This window comes from Orrella dioscoreae (assembly GCF_900089455.2).
Classification (GTDB): domain Bacteria; phylum Pseudomonadota; class Gammaproteobacteria; order Burkholderiales; family Burkholderiaceae_B; genus Orrella; species Orrella dioscoreae.
The window spans coordinates 1,246,396-1,269,853 of the sequence record NZ_LT907988.1; the positions used below are offsets into that span (position 1 = coordinate 1,246,396).

Sequence of the window (23,458 nt, forward strand, 5' to 3'; positions counted from 1 at the left end):
GCAGGCGGCCCGGGCAGGCTAGAATCGGGACGAACGTGCCCCAAGGCGGGGCATGCGCGGCCCAGCCCGCGGCCCAGCCTCATTTCTCGCGACTCAACCCATCGAGCTTCCATGTCCTATCAACACATCAAGGTCCCGGCCGAAGGCCAGAAAATCACCGTCAACAGCGATTTCTCCTTGAACGTGCCCGACCAGGTCATCGTCCCCTTCATCGAGGGCGATGGCGTGGGCGCGGACATCACGCCGGTCATGAAGCGCGTGGTCGATGCCGCCGTCGAAAAAGCCTATGGCGCGGCGCGCCGCATCCACTGGATGGAAATGTACGCCGGCGCCAAGGCCACCCAGGTCTATGGCCCCGACGTGCTGCTGCCCGACGAGACCCTGCAGGCCATCCAGGAATTCGTGGTGTCCATCAAGGGGCCGCTGGCCGCGCCCGTGGGCGGCGGCATCCGTTCGCTGAACGTCGCCATCCGCCAGCGCCTGGACCTCTTCGTCTGTCTGCGTCCGGTCAGTTATTTCCAGGGCGTGCCCGCCCCGGTGCGCGAGCCGCAACAGACCGACGTGGTGATCTTCCGCGAGAACTCCGAAGACATCTACGCCGGCATCGAATTCCAGGCGGGCTCGGCGCAATCGCGCGAGCTGGGCCAGTTCCTGCGCGACAAGCTTGGCGTGGACAGCATCCGCCATCCGGACTCGTCGGCCCTGGCCGTCAAGCTGGTCTCGCGCGAAGGCACCGAGCGCCTGGTGCGCCGCGCGGCGCAATACGCGCTGGACCACGACCGCAGCTCGATCACGCTGGTGCACAAGGGCAACGTGCTGCGCTACACCGAAGGCGCCTTCCGTGACTGGGCCTATGCCCTGCTGCAGCGCGAATTCGACGCCAAGCTGATCGACGGCGGCCCGTGGTGCCGCATGAAGAACCCGCGCACCGGCCGCGACATCATCGTCAAGGACGTGCTGGCCGATGCCTTCCTGCAGCGCGTGCTGCGTCGTCCGGCCGAGTACGACGTGATCGCCACGCTGAACCTGAACGGCGACTACATCTCCGACGCGCTGGCGGCACAGGTGGGCGGCTCGGGCATTGCGCCCAGCGCCAACCTGTCCGACACCGCGGCCATCTTCGAGGTCACGCACGGCACGGCGCCGAAGTACGCGGGCAAGGACTACGTCAATCCCGGTTCCGAGATCCTTGCGGCCGAGATGATGCTGCGCCACATGGGCTGGACCGAAGCGGCCGACCTTATCCTGGCCAGCATGGAGAAGACCATCCTCGACAAGCAGGTCACCTTCGACTTCGCGCGGTTGCTGCCGGGCGCCGAGCAGGTGTCCTGCTCGGGCTTCGGGCAGGCCATGATCGCACGCATGTAAGCCGGGCTGCCGGCCTGGGCCGGCGCAATCCGGAAAGAACGCCAACGCCGCGGCCAGTCCGCGGCGTTGGCGTTTTGTCATGGATCAAGGTCATCCAGGGCGAATAATGTATATTCAAAATACATCTTAAACGCCACGCCCGGCCAGCTTCGCAAGGCGCCGCCATGACCTCACTCCTGCAACCCCAAGAGCCCTCGCCCGGGCGTGATGCGCCCCCCCAGTGGCGCGCTTTCCTGGAAATGGGGTTCCGGCCGCTCTACCTGGGCGGTTGTGGCTGGGCGCTGGTGTCGGTCTGGGTCTGGGTGTTCGCGCCGGGCTGGCTGACCGGCACGCTGGGCGGGGTGCTCTGGCATGCCCACGAAATGCTGTGGGGTTTCATCGCCACCATCGCCGTGGGTTTCCTTCTGACGGCAGGCGCCAACTGGACGGGCGTGAACCCGCTGAAGGGGGCGGCCCTGGGCGCGTTGGCGGCGCTCTGGCTCACGGCGCGCGCGGCCTACCTCCTGCCCGGCACGACGGCCTTCTGGGTGGGCGCTGGCGCCGATGCCCTGTTCTTCGGCTGCGCGGCCATCGCGCTGGGGCGCGCCATCTATCGCACGCGCAACCAGCGCAACTACGGCGTGCCGTTGCTGGCATTGGGACTGGGCATCACGCACGTCCTGTACGTCAGCGCCGCCGCGCAGGGCGACTATGCGCTGGTGCTGCGCCATTTCCACAGCGGCATGCTGTGCATGGCGATCGTCACGCTGCTGGTCGCCCGGCGCGTCATCCCTTTCTTTGCCTCGCGGGCCGTGCCGGGCCTGCAATTGCCCATGCACACGCGCAGCGGCCATTGGCAGCTGGCGGCCAGCGTGTTGGCGGCAGCCTTCGGCATCCTGCAATGGGCCGTGCCCATGGCCGTGGCGCTGGCAGCGGCCGGCGCAATCGCGCTGGTGCAATGGCTGGCATGGCGGCCGTTGGCGGTACGCAAGGTGCCGCTGCTGTGGATCCTGTATGCCGGTTACGGCGCGCTGGGCGTGGGCTTGCTGGTCGCCGCCGCGCAGGCGCTCGGCTGGGTGGTGCGCACGGCCTGGCCCGCGCATGTGATCGGCGTGGGTGGCTTTTCGGTGCTCATCATCGGCATGGCCACGCGCACGGCCCTCGGCCACCTGGGCAGGCCCTTGAAGACCGACCGCTGCATGGTGGCGTCATTCGTGCTGATCGTGCTGGCCGCGCTGCTGCGTCTGGCGGCGCTCTGGCCCTCGCCCGCCACGCTGGGCCTGCTGCATGCGTCGGCGGGCGCCTGGGTGCTGGGCTTCGGCCTGTATCTCTGGCGCTTCGCGCCCTGGCTGATCCGCCCGCGCGCGGACGCCCCGGGCGGCGGCCGGCAGATCATCCGGCCCATCGTCAAGCCGATGTCCTGAAACCGATTCCGTGAAGCCGATGAAATCCTCGTGAGCATGCGCCATGTCCTATTTCCTGCCCCTGACCCTGCATCTGCTGGCGGCCATCGCCTTCGTCGGCACGGTGTTCTTCGAGGTGATCATGCTGCCCGGCATCCGACGGCGCCTGCCGGCCGACGTCATGCGCGAGATCGAGCGCGCGCTGGGCAATCGCGCCACGGCCATCATGCCGTGGGTGCTGTTGACGCTCTACGCCGCCGGCCTGGCGCTGGCCTGGCAGCATCGCGGCGCGTTGGCGGCGCCGCTGGCAAGCACCTTCGGCGCGTTGCTGTCGCTGAAGATCCTGCTGGCGCTCAGCGTGTTCGGCCATTTCTGCACCGCCATGCTGTGGCGGCGGCGCGGCCTGCTGTCGGGCAGGCGCTCGCGCGTGCTGCACCGTAGCGTGTTCTGCCATGCCTTGTTGATCGTGGTGCTGGCCAAGGCGATGTGGTTCCTGAATGGATGAACGCCACGTTCCGGGAGGAACGTGGCGGGGCGGTGTGGGTACGGCAGCGCCTTCAGTGCCTGGCTTGCGGGCAGAAGCGCTCGAACAGGATGTTGTTCTCCAGGTGGATATGCGTCATCAGGTCCTCGCGGAATGTCCGCAGCCCGGTATACAGCGCGCGCCAGGTGGTGCAGGCGCCGCGCGGCGTCGTGACGCCGCCGGTCAGCGCCTCCAGCTGGTGCAAGGCTTCGCCGTGGTCGTCATGCTCCATGCGCATGACGGCGATGGGGCCGTCGGCCATCGCGCCGTGGCCGCGGGCGATCATCGGGAAAAGAATGCTCTCTTCCTTGTGCATGTGGCTTTCCAGCGCCTGGTGCATGCCCGTCAGCAGGTCGGCCAGGCCCAGCGGGCACTCCTCGCGGTCGCCATGCACCTGTTCGACCCGGTGCGCCAGGCGGATGAGTTCAGGCAACTGCTCGCGGTGCACGGCGTGATAGCGCGCCAGGATGTGCTCGATCAGGTCCGTGGGACTGGCCTCGTTCCAGTCCGGCACGCCGGCCTCGGCCTGGCGCGCGGCCAGCGTGGCCAGCGCGTCGAGGATGGGGGCAGGGGGCAGGCCAGCCGCTTCGACGGCCGATTTCAGGCTCTGGTTGCCGCCGCAGCAGAAGTCCAGGCCGTGCAGGTGGAAGACCTGCGTGGCGCCGGGAATCTGGCGGGCAAGCTGGCCCAGGGATTGGTCGATCAGGTTCATGGAGCACTCCTTCGAATGAGAACGGGGCGCCTTGCGCGGCGCTGCCGTTCCCGCTTTAGCGAAATGCGTGCCAGGAAAAAATCATCGACGAATCATCGGCTTGGCTTTGGGCGGGGTCATTCCTACCCTGCCGGGAAAAGGTAGAAAACACCCATGACGGTAGGCGATACCCTTGCGCCGCGCACCTTCCCGCCGGTCGCCATGCTCCTGCTGGCGGACCTGGCGGCGGAGCTGCCCGTGGCGTTGCGGCTGCAGCGCCTGGTCAGCAGCCTGCGCGTGCATTTCCGCTGCGGCGCGGTGGCGCTGCTGCGCCTGGACCAAGGCGTGCTGCGCCCGGTGGCCACCGACGGCCTCACCGCTGATGCGCTGGGACGCCGCTATGCCGTGGCCGATCACCCTCGCCTGGCCGCGATCCTGGAGCAGGGCGGCGTCACCTGTTTCGACCACGACAGCGCCTGGCCGGATCCCTACGACGGCTTGCTGAAGGAACGCGCGGGCGAGCCACTGCCCGTGCATGACTGCATGGGCATGCCCTTGAACGTCGAGGGCGAGCGCTGGGGGCTGGTCACGCTGGATGCCCTGGACGTGAACACCTTCGATGCGGCAGCCCGTGCCGGCCTGCGCGAGATGGCCGGCGTCATCGAGGCCGCGGTGCGTGTCACCCGCCTGGAGACCGAGACGCGTGCCTTGCGCCTGGCGGGTGCGGCGCCGCAAGGCGGCGCCGCACCGCGCCCTGGCCTGGAGATCCTGGGCCGCAGCGATGCCATGATGACGCTGCTGCATGAGCTGGACGTCGTCGCCGATACCGAGCTGCCGGTGCTGCTGCTGGGCGAAACCGGGGTCGGCAAGGAGCTGTTCGCGCACCGCCTGCACCAGCGTTCGCGGCGCGCGGGCAAGGCGCTGGTGCATGTCAATTGCGCCGCCCTGCCGGAGACCCTGGCCGAGAGCGAATTGTTCGGCCATGTGCGGGGCGCCTTTTCCGGCGCGGTGGGCGAACGGGCGGGCCGTGTCGAGGCCGCCGAGGGCGGCACCCTGTTCCTGGACGAGGTGGGCGAACTGCCGATGTCCGTCCAGGCCAAGCTGCTGCGCACCTTGCAGAACGGCGAGATCCAGCGCCTGGGCGCCGACCGGCCCAGCCGCGTCGACGTGCGCGTGATTGCCGCGACCAACCGGAACCTGCGCGAACGGGTGAAGGAGGGGAGCTTCCGGGCGGACCTCTATCACCGCCTGTCGGTCTATCCGATCCCGATTCCGCCGCTGCGCGAGCGCGACGACGATGTCCTGCTGCTGGCCGGCCGTTTCCTGGAGCTGAACCGGGCGCGGCTGGGGCTGCGCAGCCTGCGCCTGTCAGAGCCCGCGCAGGCGGTGCTGCGCCGCTACGACTGGCCGGGCAATGTGCGCGAGCTGGAACACGTGATCAGCCGGGCGGCCTTGAAGGCGGTGAGCCGGGGCGCGAGCCGGCATGAGATCGTGTCGCTGGCGCCGGAGTTGCTGGATGTGCGGGTGGCGGTGGGGCAGGGTGCGGCGGCTGGGCTGGACAGCGTGGCGCCTGCGGCGCTGTTGCCTGGCGATGAGCAGGCGCCGCTCGCAAGCCTGCGCGATGTCGTGCTGGCCAGCCAGCGCCGGGCCATCGAAAGTGCGCTGGCCCGCCACGGCAACAACTGGGCGTGCGCAGCGCGGGCGCTCGAGGTGGACGCCAGCAACCTGCACAAGTTGGCAAGACGGCTGGGGATGAAGGGATGACCGGAGTGGTCAGGAAGTCCGCGGATGTGTTCGATCAGATGAGCTGCGGACTTTATTTGCACCAATACGGTGCTTAAAAACCCCTGTCATCAATCCTTAATGCTTCAACTTAGGGCATTCCCCTAGTGTTGCCGGGGCATCGTTGGTGCAGAATCCTGTCCATGCAGGTGGGAGACAAAGCCCTGCATGGGCAACAACCGGCGGCACCGGTTTAAAAAAACCAAAAAATAAAAATAAAGCTGTACCCAAGAAGAAAAAAAATGCGTAGCGGCTGGCACCAGGCAGTGCCAGCCGTTTTCGCTTGTGCGGTCGGTTTTGCCGGAAGCAGGCAGGGCCACCGTCTTTTGCGTGGGGAACCTGGCATGCCACATCCAGCATCGAACCACCCGGCGTCCGCCGGTCCGGCGCCTTCCCCTGCCACGCCTTCCCATGACATCCGCACGGTGCAGCGCCGGGGCCAGCACCGTTCCTGGCGCGCCAACGGCCTGCAGATCACGGCGCTGCTGCTGGCCTGGCTGGCCATCACCTTCATTCCCGCCTATTTCGCGCGCGACCTGATCTTCTCCTTCCTGGGCTGGCCGTTCTCGTTCTGGATGGCGGCCTATGGCGCGCCCTTCGCCTATCTCATCATCATCGGCCTCTACGCCATCCTTCGAAACCGGGCCGACCGCGCCGCCCGCGACCAGACTGGCGGCGGCGACTGATGCCCTTCGGCGCGGAGTCCCAAACCGCCTTCAAGGTCGGCCTGCGCCGCACCTATGTGCTCTACACGGCGGGCTTCATCGCGCTGATCGGGGTGCTTGCCCTGATGGAAGTGCTGGGCATGCCGCGCAACTGGATCGGCTACGTCTTCCTGCTGGTGACGGTGTGCCTGTACGCGGGCATCGGCATTCTCTGTCGCACCTCCGATCCCGAGGAGTACTACGTCGCGGGACGGCGCGTGCCGGCGGTCTACAACGGCATGGCCACTGCCGCCGACTGGATGTCGGTGGCGTCCTTCATCGGCGTGGCGGGCACGCTCTATCTGACCGGCTATGGCGGCCTGGCCTACATCATGGGCTGGACGGGCGGCTATGTGCTGGTGGCGCTGCTGCTCGCCCCCTATCTGCGCAAGTTCGGCCGCTACACCATCCCAGACTTCCTGGGCGCGCGTTACGGCGGCGACCTGCCGCGGCTGGCGGGCGTGGCGTGCGCGGTGCTGTGCTCCTTCACCTACCTGGTCGCCCAGATCTATGGCGTGGGCATCATCACCACGCGCATGACGGGCATCTCGTTCGAGCTGGGCATCTTCGTCGCGCTGGGCGGCATGCTGGTGTGCTCCTTCCTGGGCGGCATGCGTGCCGTCACCTGGACCCAGGTGGGGCAGTACATCATCATGGTCATTGCCTACTTGGTGCCGGTGTTCTGGCTGTCTGCCAAGCACGCGGACATCCCGGTGCCGCAATGGTCGGCCAGCATCGCGCTGGAAGAGGTGACGCAGCGCGAGCGTGAGCTGGACCTCGACCCGGCGGAGCGCGCGGTGCGGGCCATGTGGCAGCTCCGCGCCGACGAGATGCAGGCCCGCGTGCAGGCCTTGCCCGCCTCGTGGACGCAGGAGCGCACGCGCCTGCGCGAGCGGCTGGATGGGCTGAAGGAGGCCGAGGCGCCGATGGTGGACATCCGCACGCTGGAGCGCGAACTGTCCATCTATCCGGCCAGCGTCGAGGCCGCGCGCATCGCGTGGTCGCAGGCGCGCGATTCCTATGCCGCGCAGGCGGCGCCGGCCATGCCGCACGCCGAGCCTTATCCCAAGCCCACGCCCGAAGAGCAGGCCAACCTGCGCAACAATTTCATCGCGCTGGTGCTGTGCCTGATGCTGGGCACGGCGGGCATGCCGCACATCCTCATGCGGTCCTACACCACGCCATCGGTGTCCGATGCGCGCATGTCGGTGTTCTGGTCGCTGGCCTTCATCCTGCTGCTGTACTTCATGGCGCCTGCGCTGGCGGTGCTGGTCAAGCACGAAGTGCTGATCCAGCTGGTGGGCAGTTCCTTCGCGGACCTGCCGAGCTGGGTGGGGGCATGGAGCGCGGTGGACCCGCACCTGCTGGAAATCGTGGATCTGAACCGCGACGGCATCGTGCAGCGCGCCGAGATCAAGATGGGCGGCGACGTGGTGGTGCTGGCCATGCCCGAGATCGGCGGGCTGCCCTACGTCATTTCAGGGCTGGTGGCGGCGGGGGCGCTGGCCGCCGCGCTGTCGACGGCGGACGGGCTGTTGCTGACCCTGTCGAACTCGCTGTCGCACGACACGTGGTTCCGCGTGATGTCGCCGCGCATGAGCGGCGCGCGCCGCGTGCTGGTGTCGAAGATCCTGTTGCTGGGCGTGGCCTTCTGCGCGGCCTGGGTGGCGGCGCGCAAGCCTGCCGACATCCTCTTCATGGTGACGGCGTCGTTCTCGTTCGCGGCCTGCACCTTCTTCCCGGCGCTGGTGATGGGCGTGTTCTGGAAGCGCGCCAACCGCTGGGGCGCGGCCAGCGGCATCCTGGCCGGCCTGGCGGTGACCACCTGGTACATGGCGCGCACCGAACCCTGGCTGCGCGAACTGCTGTTCGGCATCGCCCGCACGGAGCCGGTGTCGCTGTGGTGGGGCATACAGCCCATCGCCGCGGGCATCTTCGGCGCGCCCGTGGCGTTCGCGGTGACCGTGGTGGTGTCGCTGCTGACGCCGCGCCCGGACGCGGCGACCCGGCAACTGGTGGATTTCGTGCGCCGTGGCGACGAGTGAGGGCTGGGCCCTCACGCCACGCCACCTGATCTCAGTTGCCGGCGCTGCCTTGCTTGAGCAGCACCCGCACCGCGCCCGCGCCGCCGTCGGCTTCCTTGCCTTGGGCGAATGCCAGCACGATGGCGTGCTGCACGAGCCAGCGCGTGACCTTGTCGCGCAGCACGGCCTGGGGGCCGCTGGAGTGATGGCCCTGGCCATGGATGACGCGCACGCAACGCGCGCCGGCCTCCACGGCGGCCTTCAGGAACGTTGCCAGCGCGGGGCGTGCCTGCTCCACCGTCATGCCGTGCAGGTCCAGCTCGGCCTGCACGCCCCAGGCGCCCCGGCGCAACTGGCGCAGGGTGTCCGGCGCCATGCCGGTGCGCACGAAGGCGCTGCCGTCGTCGGTCAGCAGGCGCGAGACATATTCGTCCGAGACCGGCTCCAGCGCGGCGGGCGTGGGCGCGGCGGCCTGGCCGCCCATCGCCCATTCACGGCGGCGCCGCTGCTCGTCGGCGGGGGCGGCAGGCGTGTTGGCGCGCGCGACGCGGTCCGTCTTGATGGGCGTGACGGACTGCATCAGGCGGCGGAACGCGTCGACGTCCTCGGGCGCCGCGGGCGTGGCGGCAGGGCCCTGGCCCCTGGCCGACCCGGCGCCCGAGGCGGCCGTGACGGGACGGGCCGCGGCTTGCCGTTCGGCCTTGCGCTGGTTGTCGGCGGCCGTCTTGGCCAGTGCCTTGAGGTCGCCGAAGCCTTGGCGGGCGCCCTTCATGCCCGGCCCCCGTGATGAACGACAGTCATGCGGCGCCTCTTCAGTTGCCGGCGCTTTCCAGCCAGCGCTGGGCGTCCAGCGCGGCCATGCAGCCCGTGCCGGCGCTGGTGATGGCCTGGCGGTAGACGTGGTCCTGCACGTCGCCGGCGGCGAAGACGCCCGGCACCGAGGTCATGGTGGCCAGGCCGTTCAAGCCGCTGCGCGTCTTGATGTAGCCGTTTTCCATGTCCAGCTGGCCTTCGAAGATGCTGGTGTTGGGGTGGTGGCCGATGGCGATGAAGGCGCCGGTGACCGGCAGGTCTTCGGTCTGGCCGGTCTGGCTGTTCAGGAGGCGCGCGCCGGTAACGCCCGAGTCGTCGCCCAGCACTTCCTGGAGTTCGGAGAAGAGCTTCAGGCGCATGTTGCCGTTTTCGACCTTCGCCATCATCTTGTCGATCAGGATGGGCTCGGCGCGGAACTTGTCACGGCGGTGCACGACGGTGACGGTGCGGCAGATGTTCGAGAGGTACAGTGCCTCTTCCACCGCGGTGTTGCCGCCGCCCACGACGATCACGTCCTGGTTGCGGTAGAAGAAGCCGTCGCAGGTGGCGCAGCCCGACACGCCGCGGCCCATGAAGGCCTCTTCCGACGGCAGGCCGAGGTATTTTGCCGAGGCGCCGGTGGCGATGATGAGCGCGTCGCAGGTATAGACCTGGCCGGCGTCGCCCGTCAGGGTGAAGGGGCGTTTGGTGAGGTCGACCTTGGCGATGTGGTCGAACAGCATTTCGGTGTTGAAGCGCTCGGCGTGCTGCTGGAAGCGCATCATCAGGTCGGGGCCCTGGACGCCGGCGGCGTCGGCGGGCCAGTTGTCGACATCGGTGGTGGTCATCAGCTGGCCGCCTTGGGCCAGGCCCGTGACGAGCACCGGGTTCAGGTTGGCGCGGGCGGCGTAGACGGCGGCGGTGTAGCCGGCGGGGCCGGATCCCAGGATCAGGACGGTTGCATGTTTCGGCGTGGTCATCTGTATCTAAAGCCTTTCGTATCTAAAGCCTTCACGGTAACGCCCAATTATAATGACCCCCATGTCTCGCACCACCGCAGCCTCCCCCCGCGCCTCCCGCAACACCCGCAACGGTCCGTCCCCTTTGCAGGCACGGCTGTCGTCGTTGCTGCGCGAAGCCCGCTGGATCCTGTTCGCGGCCCTTGCCGTGTGGCTTACGCTCGTCCTGGCAACCTGGCACCCCCAGGACCCGGGCTGGTCCCATTCCGTGCCCGATGCGCCCCTGCACAACCAGGGCGGCGTCTTCGGCGCGCATCTGTCCGACATCCTCCTGTATCTGTTCGGATTTTCCGCCTGGTGGTGGGTCATCCTGCTGCTGCACCGGGTGCGCGCCGGTTATCGCCGGCTGGCCACCCAGCTGCGCACGCGCGGCCAGCCGGAGACGCTGCCGCGGGTGCACTGGGAGCAGGGCGTCGGCTTCTTCATCCTGCTGGTGGGCTCGGTGGGCCTGGAAGCCCTGCGGTTCTTCTCCTACGGCATGTCCCTGCCTGCCCGCAGCGACGCCGGCAGCGGCGCGGGCGGCGTCATCGGCCAGGCGCTGTCGGGCCTGGCCGCCCAGTCGCTGGGCTTCACCGGCGCCACCCTGGCGCTGCTGGTGATGGTGGCCGTGGGCATGAGCCTCTTCTTCAATTTCTCGTGGCTGCAGGTGGCCGAACGCGTCGGCGCCTGGATCGAAACGGGCGCGCGCCGCCTGCGCAATGCCTATGCGGCGCGCCAGGACCGCAAGGTCGGCGAGGTCGCCAAGCAGGTGCGCACCGAGCAGGTCGTGGCCAAGCAGGAAAAGCTGGTGCACGAGCAGCCCGTGCGCATCGAGCCGGCCATCACGGTGGTGCCCAAGTCCGAGCGCATCGAGAAGGAAAAGCAGCAGATGCTGTTCGCCGATCCGGCGCATGGCGACCTGCCCGCCATCTCCCTGCTGGATCCGCCCCAGGCGGCGGTGGAAACCGTCACGCCGGAAACCATCGAGTTCACCTCGCGCCTCATCGAAAAGAAGCTGGCCGACTTCGGCGTCCAGGTGGTGGTGGTCGCGGCCCAGGCCGGCCCCGTCATCACGCGCTATGAAATCGAACCCGCCACCGGTGTGAAGGGCAGCCAGATCGTCAACCTGGCCAAGGACCTCGCGCGCGCGCTGAGCCTGGTCAGCATCCGGGTGGTCGAAACCATTCCGGGCAAGAACCTCATGGGCCTGGAGCTGCCCAATCCGCGCCGCCAGACCGTGCGCCTGTCCGAGATCCTGGGCTCGCAGACCTACCATGCCAGCCATTCCGTGCTGACGATGGCGCTGGGCAAGGACATCGCCGGCAATCCGGTGGTGGCCGACCTCGCCAAGATGCCCCACCTGCTGGTGGCGGGCACTACCGGTTCGGGCAAGTCGGTCGGGATCAACGCCATGATCCTGTCGCTGCTCTACAAGGCCGATGCCAGCCACACCCGCATCATCCTGATCGACCCCAAGATGCTCGAAATGAGCGTCTATGAAGGCATTCCGCACCTGCTCGCGCCCGTGGTCACCGACATGCGCCACGCCGCCAACGCGCTGAACTGGTGCGTGGGGGAAATGGAGAAGCGCTATCGCATCATGAGCAAGCTGGGGGTGCGCAACCTGGCGGGCTACAACACCAAGATCAAGGATGCGGCCAAGCGCGAAGAGCCCATTCCGAACCCCTTCTCGCTGACGCCCGACGCGCCCGAGCCGCTGTCCGAACTGCCGCAGATCGTGGTGGTGATCGACGAGCTGGCCGACCTGATGATGGTGGTGGGCAAGAAGATCGAAGAGCTCATCGCGCGCCTGGCGCAGAAGGCGCGGGCCGCGGGCATCCACCTGATCCTTGCCACGCAGCGTCCCAGCGTGGACGTCATCACCGGCCTCATCAAGGCCAACATTCCCACCCGCATCGCCTTCCAGGTGTCGTCCAAGATCGACTCGCGCACCATCCTCGACCAGATGGGCGCCGAAGCGCTGCTGGGGCAGGGCGACATGCTCTACATGCCGCCCGGCACGGGCCTGCCCGTGCGCGTGCACGGCGCCTTCGTGTCCGACGACGAGGTGCATCGCGTCGTCGAGCACCTGAAGGCCCAGGGGGAACCCAACTACATCGAAGGCCTGCTGGAAGGGGGCGTCGAGGGCGAGACGGGCGATGGCGTGGGCAGCGTCACGGGCTTTGCCGACGCCGAATCCGATCCCATGTACGACCAGGCCGTGGAAGTGGTGCTGAAGCACCGCCGCGCCTCGATCTCGCTGGTGCAACGGCACCTGCGCATTGGTTACAACCGCGCCGCGCGGCTCCTGGAACAGATGGAGAACTCCGGTGTCGTATCTGCCATGCAGTCCAATGGCAACCGTGAAATCCTCGCGCCCAAGCGCGAGGACGACGAATAGGAGATTTCCGCCATGTTGCGATCCGCCCTTCTTGCCGCGCTGTTCAGCGTTTCCACGCTGGGCGTCTCCGTGCCGGCCCATGCCGGCGCGGCCGACCAGTTGAAGGCCTTCGTCAGCGACGTCAAGGCCGCCTCGGGCGCGTTCTCGCAATACACCGTGGGCGACAAGGGGCAGACCCGCCCCAAGCAGACGGGCGAGTTCGCCTTCGAGCGTCCTGGCCGCTTCCGCTGGCTGGTGAAGCAGCCCTACGAGCAGTCCATCATCTCGGACGGCAAGCAGCTCTATCAATACGACCCTGACCTCAACCAGGTCACGGAGCGCAAGGTGGACGAGGCCATCGGCACGTCGCCCGCCGCCATCCTGTTCGGCTCGGGCTCGCTCGAGCAGGCCTTCGACGTCAGCGACCTGCCCGACCGCGACGGCATGCAGTGGCTGCGCGCCAAGCCGCGCGGCGCCGACGCGGGCTTTGCCCAGGTCGACATCGGCTTCGCCAACAACCAGCCGGCGCGCATCGAGCTGCTCGATTCCTTCGGGCAGACCACGCGCGTGGAGCTGTCCAACCTGAAGCCGAACCCCGGTTTCGCGCCCGACGCGTTCCGCTACACGCCGCCCCAGGGGGCGGATGTGGTGAAGATGTAGGTCGCGCACGATGGCGGCGCAGGCCCGGCCGCCATCGTGGTGTAATGACTGGATGTTCAACCAGCATTTCCCCTCATGAGCGCCGACCTTTTCACCGGCACCCCGCCCGCCGGCAGCGTGCCGCTGGCTGAAAGGCTGCGTCCGCGCAGCCTGTCCGAGGTGGTGGGCCAGTCCCATCTGCTCGGGCCCGACAAGCCGCTGCGCGTGGCCTTCGATTCGGGCCGGCCGCACTCCATGATCTTCTGGGGGCCGCCCGGCGTGGGCAAGACCACGCTGGCCCGGCTCATGGCGGCAGGGTTCGATGCGCACTTCATCGCCATGTCGGCCGTGCTGGGCGGCGTGAAGGACATCCGCGACGCGGTGGTGGCCGCGCAGGTCGCGCAAGGGCAGGGGCGGCGCACCATCCTGTTCGTCGATGAGGTGCACCGCTTCAACAAGGCCCAGCAGGACGCCTTCCTGCCCTACGTGGAAAGCGGCCTTTTCACCTTCATCGGCGCCACCACGGAAAACCCGTCCTTCGAGGTGAACTCGGCGTTGCTGTCGCGCGCGCGGGTCTACGTGCTGCAGTCGCTCACGCGCGAAGAGTTGCTGGAACTCATCGCCCGCGCTGAAACCGCGCTGAACGCCAATGTCGACGGCCCACCGCTGCTCATCGAGGACGATGCCCGCGAGCAATTGGCCGGCTGGGCCGACGGCGACGCGCGCCGGCTCATCAATGCGGTCGAGGTGGTGGCCGAGTCGGCGCGCGCGGCAGGCCGCGACACCGTGGACGCCGCCTGGCTGGAAACGGCGCTGTCGCAGAACCTGCGCCGTTTCGACAAGGGCGGCGACGCGTTCTATGACCAGATCAGCGCGCTGCACAAGTCTGTGCGCGGCTCCGATCCGGACGCTTCCTTGTATTGGTTCAGCCGCATGCTCGATGGCGGCGCCGACCCGCGTTACCTGTCGCGGCGCATCGTGCGCATGGCGGTCGAGGACATCGGCCTGGCCGACCCGCGCGCCACCGAGATCGCGCTGAGCGCGGCCGACGTCTACGAGCGCCTTGGGTCGCCCGAAGGCGAGCTCGCCCTGGCCCAGGCCGTGGTCTACCTGGCTTGCGCGGCCAAGTCCAACGCGCTCTATACCGCCTACAAGGAAGCGCGCCGCTACGCCGAAACCCACGGCAGCGCGCCGGTGCCCATCCATTTGCGCAATGCGCCCACCAAGCTCATGAAAGAGCTGGGTCACGGCAAGGCCTATCGCTATGCGCATGACGAGCCGCATGGTTATGCCGCCAACGAGCGTTATTTCCCCGATGGCCTGAAGGCGCGTTTCTACCATCCGGTGGACCGCGGGCTGGAAACCAAGATCCAGCAGAAGCTCGCCTTCCTGCGCGACCTGGATGCGCAGGCGCGCAAGAAGCCGGATGACTGAGCCGGCGAATTGACATCGCCAGGGCGGTAGAATCGCGGTTTCCCTCGTCACTTTCAGGTTTCCCATGCTAGACCCCTCGCTGTTGCGCAAAGACTTGCCCGCCGTCGTCGCCCGCCTCCAGGCTCGTGGCTTCGAGTTCGACACCGCCCGCTTCGAGGCGCTGGAGTCTCGCCGCAAGTCGCTGCAAACTGAGACCGAGACCCTGCAGGCGCGCCGCAACGCGCTGGCCAAGCAGATCGGCCAACTGAAGTCGCGTGGCGAGGACACCACCGAGGTCATGGCCGAGTCGCAGGCCGTGCCGGCCAAGCTGAAGGCCCTGGAAGACGAGCTGGGCGTGCTGCAGCAAGACCTGCAGTCGCTGCTGCTGACGGTGCCCAACCTGCCGCACGAGAGCGTGCCCACGGGCGCCTCCAGCGACGACAACGTCGAGACCCGCCGCTGGCTGCCGGGCGCTGCCGACGCCGAGGGCAAGCCCGCGCCGCTGGGCTTCGCGCCGCAGGATCACGTCGCGCTGGGCGAACCGCTGGGCCTGGACTTCGACACCGCCATCAAGCTCTCGGGCGCGCGGTTCTCGTTCATGCGCGGTCCGGTTGCCCGCCTGCAGCGTGCGCTCACGCAGTTCATGCTGGACCTGCAGACGACCGAGCATGGCTACACCGAGTGCTACACGCCCTACATCGTGCAAGGCACGACGCTGGTGGGCACCGGCCAGCTGCCGAAGTTCAAGGACGACATGTTCTGGGTCACCAAGGGCGGCCAGGACGACGAGCCCTCGGTTGACGAGCAGGGCCGTCCGGTCGTGCGCGAAGACCTCTACCTCATCTCCACGTCCGAGATCACGCTGACCAGCTCGGTGCGCGACAGCATCGTGCCCGCCGAGCAATTGCCCATCCGCCTGACCGCGCACACGCCTTGCTTCCGCTCGGAAGCCGGCAGCGGCGGCCGCGACACGCGCGGCCTGATCCGCCAGCACCAGTTCGAGAAGGTCGAGATGGTGCAGATCGTCGCGCCCGACACTTCGTTCCAGGCGCTGGAAGACATGGTCGGCCACGCGGAGCGCGTCCTGCAATTGCTGGAACTGCCGTACCGCGTCATGCTGCTGTGCACCGGTGACATGGGCTTTGGCGCCGCCAAGACCTATGACCTGGAGGTGTGGCTGCCGGCGCAGGACACCTGGCGCGAAATCTCCTCGGTGTCGAACTGCGAGGCCTTCCAGGCCCGCCGCATGCAGGCGCGCACCCGCAATGCGCAGGGCAAGCCCGAGTTCGTGCACACCTTGAACGGCTCGGGCCTGGCCGTGGGCCGCGCGCTGGTCGCCGTGCTGGAAAACCACCAGCAAGCCGACGGCAGCATCCGGGTGCCGGCCGCGCTGCAACCCTACCTGGGCGGCCTGACGGTCCTCAAGCCCTGATGCCAGGCGGGTGCAAGCCCGCCCTCAACGCTCCGACGGCCGCGGGTTTCACGCTGAAACCCGCGGCCGTCGCGTTTTCCCCGGTGGAGCGCGCCGGCAGGCTTGGGTACCATGCCCGCAGGCCGGGCATTCCCGGCCAGGCTTTCCACACCGAGGAGACGGCATGGGGCAGGACATCGTAGAAATCGAGCGGCGCGGCGCCAGCGCGTGGGTCTGGATGAATCGGCCCGAGGTCCACAATGCCTTCGACGAACACCTGATCGCCGAACTGACGCAGGTCTTGCGCGGCCTGGACAAGGATGCCTCCGTGCGCGCCGTCGTGCTGGCCGGGCGGGGCAAGGCGTTTTCCGCGGGGGCCGACATCAACTGGATGAAGCGGCAGGGCGAGGCCTCGGCCGATGACAACCTGGAAGATGCCCGCAAGCTGGCAACGCTCTTCCGCGTGCTGGCCGAACTGTCGCAACCCACGGTCGCCCGGGTGCAGGGCGCGGCCATGGGCGGCGGCATGGGCCTGGCCGCGGCCTGCGACATCTGCGTGGCGTCCACGCAGGCCAGTTTTGCGACCAGCGAGGTGCGGCTGGGCATCATTCCCGCGGTCATCTCGCCCTATGTCGTGCGCGCCATCGGGCAGCGCCAGTGCTATCGCTATTTCCAGACGGCCGAGCGCATCGGCGCCGAGCGCGCGCTGGCCTTGGGCCTGGCCCACGAGGTGGCGGACCCCGACGGGCTGGATGGCGCCGTGGAGCGCCTGGTGGAGGCCTTGCTGGCCTGCGGCCCGCAAGCCCAGGCAGCGGCCACCTCGCTGATCCGCGCGGTGGCGGACAAACCGGTGGACACCGAGCTGATCGAAGACACGGCAGCCCGGATCGCCCAGTTGCGCACGACGGCCGAGGCGCGCGAGGGCCTGTCCGCCTTCCTGGAAAAACGTCCGCCGCGATGGGGAGAAAGCCTGGCCTGAATGACAGGGCGGCTTGCTAGAATCGGCAAGCGGCGCTGTTGCCGCGTGGGCAGTCATCCAGAAGGAGAAGTGTCGTGAGCATTTTCAAGGCCATCCTGAACAAGATCTTTCCCTCTAACCATCCCGCCAACGACGCGGCGGCACCTGCCGCGGCGCCGGCCCAGGCGCCCGGCGCCGAGCCCGCCGTGACCGCGGCGCCGACCACCACCCTGCCGCCCGTCGATGTGCAGGCCGTGCTGGCCGACCTGCAATCCAAGCAGTCGCAGCCGCTGAACTGGAAGACGTCCATCGTCGACCTGCTGAAGCTGCTGGGCCTGGACAGCAGCCTGCAGGCGCGCAAGCAACTGGCCGGCGAGCTGGGCTACACCGGCAGCACCGACGATTCGGCCGCCATGAACGTGTGGCTGCACCAGCAGGTCATCAAGAAACTGGCGGAAAACGGCGGCAAGCTGCCGGATGACCTGAAGTGAGGGACTGAGCGCAAACCGCGCGCTGCATGAAAAACCGCCAGGGCATCAAGTGTCCTGGCGGTTTTTCATTTCACCCGCTGCTTGTCCAGCTTGCGGGCCAGCGTGCGGCGGTGCATGCCCAGCCGCCTTGCGGTTTCCGAGATGTTGAAGCCCGTCTGCGCAAGCATCTCGTGGATGCGCTCCCATTCCAGCGTCTTGATGGACGTGGCGCGGCCGACCACTTCGGTTTCCACGTTGCCCACGGCGCGTTCGAAGGCGGCTTCGATGTCGTCGGTGTTCGATGGCTTGGCCAGGTAATGACAGGCGCCCAGCTTGATGGCTTCCACCGCCGTGGCGATGCTGGCAAAGCCGGTCAGCACCACGATGAGCATGTCCGGGTCGGCGGCGTGCAGGGCCTGCACACAGGCCAGACCGGAGGCCTCGCCCTTGAGCTTCAGGTCCACCACGGCATAGCCGGGCGCGGCTTGCGCGGCCAGGGCCGTGGTGACTTCGTCCAGCCCGGCTGCGCGGCTGACCACATAGCCGCGCCGTTCGAAGGAGCGTACCAGCGTGCGGGCGAAGGCATCGTCGTCCTCGACGATGAGGAGCGTGCGCTCGGCATCGAGGTCGAGCGTCGAGAGCGGGTCAGCCGACATGCTCGTCCTCCTCGTCTTCGTCCGGCAGCACCACGGCCGACAGGGGCAGCGAGAGCGTCACCATGGCGCCGCCCTCGGGCAGGTTGGCGGCGTGCACGGTGCCGCCCAGCGTGCGCGCAACGTTCACGGCCAGGAAGAGCCCCAGGCCGCTGCCGGGGCTGCCCTTGGTGGAGTTATAGGGCTTGCCCAGGCGCTCCAGCACCTCCGAGGAGAAACCGGGGCCGGCGTCGTCCACGATCAGGGTCAGGGTGTCGTCGTCGTGGGAGGCCTGCAGGCGCAGCCACTGGGGCGAGGCCTCCAGCGCGTTGTCCAGCACGTTGCAGATCATCTGTTTCAGGGCCGAGTCCGACACGATGCGCAGGTCGCGGCCGAAGTGGTTGTCGTAGACCAGTCCGGTGGAGGGGCGGGTGGCGCGCCATTCGGCCACCAGCTCGTCCAGGAAGGTGTGCACCGTGGTCTCGGTCGGCGATTCGCCGCGCGCACGCCCGGTGGACAGCAGGATGCCGCTCACGATGGATTTGCAGCGCTGCACCTGCGCCTGCATCTCGTCGATCTCCTGTTGCAGCTCGGGCTTGGCGGCGAAGTCCGGCATGCGGCGCCAGTCTCCCAGGATCACGGCCAGGGTCGAGAGCGGCGTGCCCAGTTCGTGCGCCGCGCCCGAGGCCAGCAGGCCCATGCGCACGATGTGTTCTTCCTCGGCGGCGCGCTGGCGCAGCGCGGCCAGGCGGGTGTCGCGCGCGCGCAGGTTGCCGTTGATGCGGGTGAAGAACACCACCAGCAGCGTGGCGTTCAGCGCGAAGCAGATCAGGAGGCCCAGCACATAGGGGCCGGTCAGCCCGTCGCGATAGCCCACGGGCAGGTTCAGGGGCTCGCCAAAGACCACCAGGGCAATGAAGCAGCACAGGGTGACCGCCACCATGGCCCAGGTCGACCAGGCGCGCAGCAGCACCGCGCCCAGGCTGACTTGCAGCAGATACAGGAAGACGAAAGGGTTGCTTGCTCCGCCGGACAGGTGCAGCTGGACTGTCAGCATGCCCACATCCACGATGAGGGCCAGGAGGATTTCCTCGTTCAGGACGCGGCGGCGGATGCGCAGGCGCAGCAGGCTGGCGGCATTGAACGCAACCAGCACGGCCAGCGCCGTCATCATGTAATGCAGGGGGAGGGTGATGCCCAGGCCGTAGTGGACGGTGAAGATCGTTGCGACCTGGCCGACCACGGCAATCCAGCGCAGCTGGATGAGCTGCTGCATGTTCTTGCGGCCGGTGCTGTCATCGTCCCCCGCCGGACGAGGCGCGAGCGGGGGCCTGGAGGATGGGACAGGGAGTTCAGCCTGGCCCGAAAGGCGTGCGTTTTCCATTGGGGCGAAGTGTAGCCTGCCGGCGCAACCGGCGCTCTTCGCTTGCGATCCGCCAGGCGGCGCCGGCCACCATCAGGGCCAGGACGTACCAGGTGATCGCATAAACCAGGTGATGGTTGTTGAACTGGATGACCGTCAGCCCCGCGGCGGGCCAGACCGGACCGCGGGCGCGCGCCTCGGCGGTCGAGCCGGGCTCGGGCAGCGCGTCGATGAAATAGGGGGCCACGGGGCCGTCCAGGCTGTGCATGGCCATGATCGCGGCCACGTCGCGGGAGTACCAGCGCGACGCTTCGGGCACGTTCTTGCGCAGGAAGCCGCCAGCGGGCTCCGTGGTGCGCAGCAGGCCCGTGAGGGTGACGGGGCCGACCGGCGAGACGGCGCCGCGCTGGCCGGGATCACGGGCCTCTGGGGGCACGAAGCCGCGATTGACCAGCAGCAGGCTGCCGTCGTCCCGGCGCAGGGGGGTCATGACCCAGAAGCCGGGGCCCAGCACGGTGGTGGCCTGCACGAAGGTCTCGTACTGGTGCAGGAACTTGCCGTGCACGGTGACGCGGCGATAGACGTCGTCGTCATTGTTCACCGCCGCCCAGGCCGGCTGGCGCGGGGCATCGACGGGCGCGGCATAGACGCGGGTGTCGACCTTGTGGATCAGGTCGAGCTTCCAGGCGCGGCGTTCCACCTGCCAGGTGCCGAGGGCAAGCAGGCCGGCGAAGACGGCAAGGCCGATCAGGGAAAGGACGACGAGGGCGAGCGTGGAGCGCGGGCCGCGCGTGTCGCCGGAGGAGGGGGGAGGGGTGGCCGGACCGCCGTGGGGCGGTCCGGCCTGGTTTTGCCGGGTGCTCAATGGCTCAGGGCATGTTCTTCATGTCGTGCAGGCCCGGCATCATGTTCGCGTCCAGGTGGAACATGACCCAGATGGAGCCCGCCAGCATGATGACCACGACGACGATCGTGAAGATCAGGGCCAGCATGTTCCAGCCGCCCTCGGAACGGGCGTTCAGGTGCAGGAAGTAGACCATGTGGACCACGATCTGCACGGCGGCGAAGCCCATCACCACCATGGCGGTGGTGACCGAGGAGTCGATGACCTTGCCCATGACCAGCCAGAAGGGGATGGCGGTCAGGATGACGGACAGGACGAAACCGATGACGTAGCTCTTCAGGGTGCCGTGGGCGCCCTCGTCGTCGTGGTGATCGTCGTGATGAGGATCGCCGTGACCGGCGTGTGCGGTATCGGTATGCGCGCTCACGGCAGCACTCCCATGAGGTAGACAAAGGTGAAGACGCCGATCCAGACCACGTCCAGGAAGTGCCAGAACAGCGACAGGCACATCAGGCGGCGGCGGGTGGAGGGCGTGAGGCCCCAGCGCTTGACCTGGAAGATCAGCGTGACCAGCCAGATGATGCCGAAGGTGACGTGCAGGCCGTGCGTGCCCACCAGCGTGAAGAACGAGGACAGGAACGCGCTGCGTTGCGGCACGGCGCCCACGTGGATCAGGTGGTAGAACTCGTAGATTTCCAGCGCGACGAAGATCGCGCCCAGCACGCCGGTGATGGCCAGCCAGACGATCGTGGGCTTGACGCGGCCCTTGACCATTTCCAGCATCGCGAAGCCGTAGGTGATCGACGACAGCAGCAGCATGGCCGTGTTGATGGCCACCAGTTGCAGGTCGAACAGGTCGGCGCCGCTGGGGCCCGCTGCATAGTTACGGCCCACCACCGCGTGCACGGCGAACAGCGCCGCGAAGATGAGGCAGTCGCTCATCAGGTAGGTCCAGAACCCCAGCATCGTGCCGTTCTGGGGGTGGTGTTCCTCTTTCAGGTGGAACTCGAGGGGCTTCGACGCGTCGTCGCCCTGATGGGACAAGTGTGCGGAATTAGACATGGCTGGCGAGCAGGCGGGTGCGTTCGGCTTCGACACGGGCGACTTCTTCCGCGGGGATGTAGAAGTCACGATCCGTGTTGAAGGTGTGATAGATGGCGTAGGCGACCAGGGCGAAGAACGTCACGCCCACGAGCAGCCACATGTGCCAGACCAGGCCGAAACCCATGGCGATGGAGATGCCCGACAGGATCACGCCAGCCGAGGTGTTCTTGGGCATGTGGATGGGCAGGAAGCCGTCGGTGGGACGCTTGTAGCCCTGCTCCTTCATCTGGTACCAGGTATCGACTTCATGCACTTGCGGGGTGAAGGCGAAGTTGTAGCTGGGCGGGGGCGAGGACGTCGCCCATTCCAGCGTGCGGCCGTCCCAGGGGTCGCCCGTCACGTCGCGCAGCTTGTCGCGGCGGATGAAGCTGATGACCAGCTGGTACAGGAAGGCGGCGATACCGATGGCGATGATGAAGGCGCCCACGGCGGCGATCTGGAACCAGATCTGCAGCGACATGTCGTCGAAGTGGTTCATGCGGCGGGTGACGCCCATGAAGCCCAGCACGTACAGCGGCATGAAGGCGACGTAGAAGCCGATCAGCCAGCACCAGAACGACACCTTGCCCCAGAACGGCTCGAGCCTGTAGCCGAAGGCCTTGGGGAACCAGAACGTGATGCCGGCCAGCATGCCGAACACCACGCCGCCAATGATCACGTTGTGGAAGTGGGCGATCAGGAACAGGCTGTTGTGCAGCACGAAGTCGGCGGGCGGGACGGCCAGCATCACGCCGGTCATGCCGCCGATCACGAAGGTGACCATGAAGCCCAGGGTCCACAGCATCGGCACTTCGAAGTGGATGCGGCCACGGTACATCGTGAACAGCCAGTTGAAGATCTTCGCGCCCGTGGGGATCGAGATGATCATCGTCGCGATCCCGAAGAACGAGTTCACGCTGGCCCCGGAGCCCATGGTGAAGAAGTGGTGCAGCCAGACCAGGTAGGACAGCACGGTGATGACGACCGTGGCGTACACCATCGAGGCGTAGCCGAACAGGCGCTTCTTGCAGAACGTGGCCACGACTTCGGAGAACACGCCGAAGGCGGGCAGCACCAGGATGTAGACCTCGGGATGGCCCCAGATCCAGATCAGGTTCACGTACATCATGACGTTGCCGCCAAGATCGCTCGTGAAGAAGTTGAAGCCCAGGTAGCGGTCCAGCGTCAGCAGGGCCAGCACGGCGGTCAGGATCGGGAACGAGGCCACGATCAGGACGTTCGAACACAGCGAGGTCCACGTGAAGATGGGCATCTTCATCATGGTCATGCCGGGCGCGCGCATCTTGACGATGGTGACCAGCAGGTTGATGCCTGACAGGGTCGTGCCTACCCCCGCGATCTGCAATGACCACAGGTAATAGTCCATCCCGACGTCAGGACTCTGCAGGATGCCCGACAGCGGCGGATAGGCCAGCCAGCCGGTCTTGGCGAACTCGCCGACGAACAGCGAGATCATGACCAGCACGGCGCCTGCCGTGGTCATCCAGAAGCTGAAATTGTTCAGGAAGGGGAAGGCCACGTCGCGCGCGCCGATCTGCAGCGGCACGATGTAGTTCATCAGGCCGGTGATCAGCGGCATCGCCACGAAGAAGATCATGATGACGCCGTGCGCCGTGAAGATCTGGTCGTAGTGATACGGCGGCAGGTAGCCGGCCGAGTCGCCGAAGGCGATGGCCTGCTGGATCCGCATCATGATGGCGTCGGCGAAGCCGCGCAGCAGCATGACCAGGCCGAGGATGACATACATGATGCCGATCTTCTTGTGATCGATGCTGGTGAACCATTCACGCCAGAGATAGCCCCAGCAACGGAAGTAGGTCAGGCCGCCGACCATGGCGAGGCCGCCCAGCACGACGGCCGCGAAGGTCGCCGCGAGGATGGGGTCGTGCAGGAAGGGAAACACGTTCCAGTCGAGGCGACCGAAGACGAGTTTGGTGAGATCGAATTGTTCAGACATCGTTGGTACCGTAGCGGACGGGG

At 67.5% G+C, this 23,458-nt stretch carries 21 protein-coding genes; 12 read left to right on the forward strand and 9 right to left on the reverse strand.

Annotated features, from left to right (window positions below):
• The first annotated feature begins 111 nt into the window (after window positions 1-111).
• The 3 genes from icd (at window position 112) to ODI_RS05675 (ending at window position 3,255) form a co-directional block, all read left to right on the forward strand.
• Window positions 112-1,368: an NADP-dependent isocitrate dehydrogenase gene (gene icd, locus ODI_RS05665; protein ID WP_067750422.1), complete on the forward strand. Its 1,257-nt coding sequence runs from the start codon at window positions 112-114 to the stop codon at window positions 1,366-1,368.
• Window positions 1,369-1,532: 164 nt separating this feature from the next.
• Window positions 1,533-2,771, forward strand: coding sequence for an NnrS family protein (locus ODI_RS05670; RefSeq protein ID WP_067750420.1), 1,239 nt, complete (start codon window positions 1,533-1,535; stop codon window positions 2,769-2,771).
• A gap of 43 nt (window positions 2,772-2,814) precedes the next feature.
• Entirely contained in the window at window positions 2,815-3,255 is a 441-nt protein-coding gene (locus ODI_RS05675; protein ID WP_067750418.1) for a CopD family copper resistance protein, read from the forward strand.
• A gap of 52 nt (window positions 3,256-3,307) precedes the next feature.
• On the opposite strand, the gene ytfE is transcribed toward ODI_RS05675, so the two are convergent.
• Window positions 3,308-3,985: an iron-sulfur cluster repair protein YtfE gene (ytfE, locus tag ODI_RS05680; protein ID WP_067750415.1), complete on the reverse strand. Its 678-nt coding sequence runs from the start codon at window positions 3,983-3,985 to the stop codon at window positions 3,308-3,310.
• Window positions 3,986-4,138: 153 nt separating this feature from the next.
• On the opposite strand from ytfE, the gene norR reads away from it, so the two are divergent.
• The 3 genes from norR (at window position 4,139) to ODI_RS05695 (ending at window position 8,495) form a co-directional block, all read left to right on the forward strand.
• The gene (gene norR / locus ODI_RS05685) at window positions 4,139-5,728 is read left to right on the forward strand and encodes a nitric oxide reductase transcriptional regulator NorR (RefSeq protein WP_231968205.1); all 1,590 of its coding nucleotides are present in this window, start codon (window positions 4,139-4,141) and stop codon (window positions 5,726-5,728) included.
• 362 nt (window positions 5,729-6,090) lie between these two features.
• Complete coding sequence (locus ODI_RS22500; RefSeq protein ID WP_082985185.1) at window positions 6,091-6,432, forward strand: DUF4212 domain-containing protein; 342 nt, start codon at window positions 6,091-6,093, stop codon at window positions 6,430-6,432.
• Window positions 6,432-8,495, forward strand: a complete 2,064-nt coding sequence (locus tag ODI_RS05695) for a VC_2705 family sodium/solute symporter (RefSeq protein ID WP_067750413.1) — start codon at window positions 6,432-6,434, stop codon at window positions 8,493-8,495. The genes ODI_RS22500 and ODI_RS05695 overlap by 1 nt, the downstream gene beginning before the upstream one ends.
• Window positions 8,496-8,526: 31 nt before the next feature.
• Here the strand turns inward: ODI_RS05695 and ODI_RS05700 are convergent, their stop codons facing one another.
• Both ODI_RS05700 and trxB read right to left on the reverse strand, forming a co-directional pair.
• The gene (locus ODI_RS05700; RefSeq protein ID WP_067750411.1) at window positions 8,527-9,246 is read right to left on the reverse strand and encodes a Smr/MutS family protein; all 720 of its coding nucleotides are present in this window, start codon (window positions 9,244-9,246) and stop codon (window positions 8,527-8,529) included.
• A gap of 40 nt (window positions 9,247-9,286) precedes the next feature.
• Window positions 9,287-10,246 (reverse strand): thioredoxin-disulfide reductase, encoded by a 960-nt coding sequence (gene trxB / locus ODI_RS05705; protein ID WP_067750409.1) that lies wholly within the window; start codon window positions 10,244-10,246, stop codon window positions 9,287-9,289.
• Between the two features lie 61 nt (window positions 10,247-10,307).
• Between trxB and ODI_RS05710 the strand changes: the two genes are divergently transcribed.
• The 6 genes from ODI_RS05710 (at window position 10,308) to ODI_RS05735 (ending at window position 17,556) form a co-directional block, all read left to right on the forward strand.
• Window positions 10,308-12,665 (forward strand): DNA translocase FtsK, encoded by a 2,358-nt coding sequence (locus ODI_RS05710; protein WP_098020849.1) that lies wholly within the window; start codon window positions 10,308-10,310, stop codon window positions 12,663-12,665.
• 3 nt (window positions 12,666-12,668) lie between these two features.
• Window positions 12,669-13,304, forward strand: a complete 636-nt coding sequence (lolA, locus tag ODI_RS05715) for an outer membrane lipoprotein chaperone LolA (RefSeq protein WP_162292309.1) — start codon at window positions 12,669-12,671, stop codon at window positions 13,302-13,304.
• Between the two features lie 75 nt (window positions 13,305-13,379).
• Entirely contained in the window at window positions 13,380-14,717 is a 1,338-nt protein-coding gene (locus ODI_RS05720) for a replication-associated recombination protein A (RefSeq protein ID WP_067750406.1), read from the forward strand.
• 64 nt (window positions 14,718-14,781) lie between these two features.
• The gene (gene serS, locus ODI_RS05725) at window positions 14,782-16,128 is read left to right on the forward strand and encodes a serine--tRNA ligase (RefSeq protein WP_067750404.1); all 1,347 of its coding nucleotides are present in this window, start codon (window positions 14,782-14,784) and stop codon (window positions 16,126-16,128) included.
• Between the two features lie 163 nt (window positions 16,129-16,291).
• Window positions 16,292-17,086, forward strand: coding sequence for an enoyl-CoA hydratase/isomerase family protein (locus ODI_RS05730; protein WP_067750402.1), 795 nt, complete (start codon window positions 16,292-16,294; stop codon window positions 17,084-17,086).
• A gap of 74 nt (window positions 17,087-17,160) precedes the next feature.
• Window positions 17,161-17,556, forward strand: a complete 396-nt coding sequence (locus ODI_RS05735; RefSeq protein WP_067750400.1) for a DUF3597 domain-containing protein — start codon at window positions 17,161-17,163, stop codon at window positions 17,554-17,556.
• A 65-nt stretch (window positions 17,557-17,621) separates the two neighbouring features.
• Here the strand turns inward: ODI_RS05735 and ODI_RS05740 are convergent, their stop codons facing one another.
• Genes ODI_RS05740 through cyoB form a run of 6 tightly spaced genes read right to left on the reverse strand, consistent with a single transcriptional unit; the run spans window position 17,622 to window position 23,435 of the window.
• Window positions 17,622-18,191 (reverse strand): response regulator transcription factor, encoded by a 570-nt coding sequence (locus ODI_RS05740; protein ID WP_067750398.1) that lies wholly within the window; start codon window positions 18,189-18,191, stop codon window positions 17,622-17,624.
• Entirely contained in the window at window positions 18,181-19,551 is a 1,371-nt protein-coding gene (locus ODI_RS05745) for an ATP-binding protein (protein WP_067750396.1), read from the reverse strand. Before ODI_RS05745 ends, ODI_RS05740 begins: the two co-directional genes overlap by 11 nt.
• The gene (locus tag ODI_RS05750; RefSeq protein WP_074046767.1) at window positions 19,520-20,395 is read right to left on the reverse strand and encodes an SURF1 family protein; all 876 of its coding nucleotides are present in this window, start codon (window positions 20,393-20,395) and stop codon (window positions 19,520-19,522) included. Before ODI_RS05750 ends, ODI_RS05745 begins: the two co-directional genes overlap by 32 nt.
• 4 nt (window positions 20,396-20,399) lie before the next feature.
• Window positions 20,400-20,801, reverse strand: a complete 402-nt coding sequence (gene cyoD / locus ODI_RS05755; RefSeq protein ID WP_067750394.1) for a cytochrome o ubiquinol oxidase subunit IV — start codon at window positions 20,799-20,801, stop codon at window positions 20,400-20,402.
• On the reverse strand, window positions 20,798-21,436 hold the full coding sequence (cyoC, locus tag ODI_RS05760; protein ID WP_067750392.1) for a cytochrome o ubiquinol oxidase subunit III: 639 nt from the start codon (window positions 21,434-21,436) through the stop codon (window positions 20,798-20,800). Before cyoC ends, cyoD begins: the two co-directional genes overlap by 4 nt.
• Window positions 21,429-23,435, reverse strand: coding sequence for a cytochrome o ubiquinol oxidase subunit I (gene cyoB, locus ODI_RS05765; RefSeq protein WP_067750390.1), 2,007 nt, complete (start codon window positions 23,433-23,435; stop codon window positions 21,429-21,431). Before cyoB ends, cyoC begins: the two co-directional genes overlap by 8 nt.
• Window positions 23,436-23,458 lie beyond the last annotated feature (23 nt).

Coding starts and splice junctions, on each gene's coding strand:
- icd (WP_067750422.1), top strand. CDS start 112: ATGTCCTATCAACACATCAAGGTCCCGGCCGAAGGCCAGAAAATCACC.
- ODI_RS05670 (WP_067750420.1), top strand. CDS start 1,533: ATGACCTCACTCCTGCAACCCCAAGAGCCCTCGCCCGGGCGTGATGCG.
- ODI_RS05675 (WP_067750418.1), top strand. CDS start 2,815: ATGTCCTATTTCCTGCCCCTGACCCTGCATCTGCTGGCGGCCATCGCC.
- ytfE (WP_067750415.1), bottom strand. CDS start 3,985: ATGAACCTGATCGACCAATCCCTGGGCCAGCTTGCCCGCCAGATTCCC.
- norR (WP_231968205.1), top strand. CDS start 4,139: ATGACGGTAGGCGATACCCTTGCGCCGCGCACCTTCCCGCCGGTCGCC.
- ODI_RS22500 (WP_082985185.1), top strand. CDS start 6,091: ATGCCACATCCAGCATCGAACCACCCGGCGTCCGCCGGTCCGGCGCCT.
- ODI_RS05695 (WP_067750413.1), top strand. CDS start 6,432: ATGCCCTTCGGCGCGGAGTCCCAAACCGCCTTCAAGGTCGGCCTGCGC.
- ODI_RS05700 (WP_067750411.1), bottom strand. CDS start 9,246: ATGAAGGGCGCCCGCCAAGGCTTCGGCGACCTCAAGGCACTGGCCAAG.
- trxB (WP_067750409.1), bottom strand. CDS start 10,246: ATGACCACGCCGAAACATGCAACCGTCCTGATCCTGGGATCCGGCCCC.
- ODI_RS05710 (WP_098020849.1), top strand. CDS start 10,308: ATGTCTCGCACCACCGCAGCCTCCCCCCGCGCCTCCCGCAACACCCGC.
- ODI_RS05720 (WP_067750406.1), top strand. CDS start 13,380: ATGAGCGCCGACCTTTTCACCGGCACCCCGCCCGCCGGCAGCGTGCCG.
- serS (WP_067750404.1), top strand. CDS start 14,782: ATGCTAGACCCCTCGCTGTTGCGCAAAGACTTGCCCGCCGTCGTCGCC.
- ODI_RS05730 (WP_067750402.1), top strand. CDS start 16,292: ATGGGGCAGGACATCGTAGAAATCGAGCGGCGCGGCGCCAGCGCGTGG.
- ODI_RS05740 (WP_067750398.1), bottom strand. CDS start 18,191: ATGTCGGCTGACCCGCTCTCGACGCTCGACCTCGATGCCGAGCGCACG.
- ODI_RS05745 (WP_067750396.1), bottom strand. CDS start 19,551: ATGGAAAACGCACGCCTTTCGGGCCAGGCTGAACTCCCTGTCCCATCC.
- cyoC (WP_067750392.1), bottom strand. CDS start 21,436: ATGTCTAATTCCGCACACTTGTCCCATCAGGGCGACGACGCGTCGAAG.
- cyoB (WP_067750390.1), bottom strand. CDS start 23,435: ATGTCTGAACAATTCGATCTCACCAAACTCGTCTTCGGTCGCCTCGAC.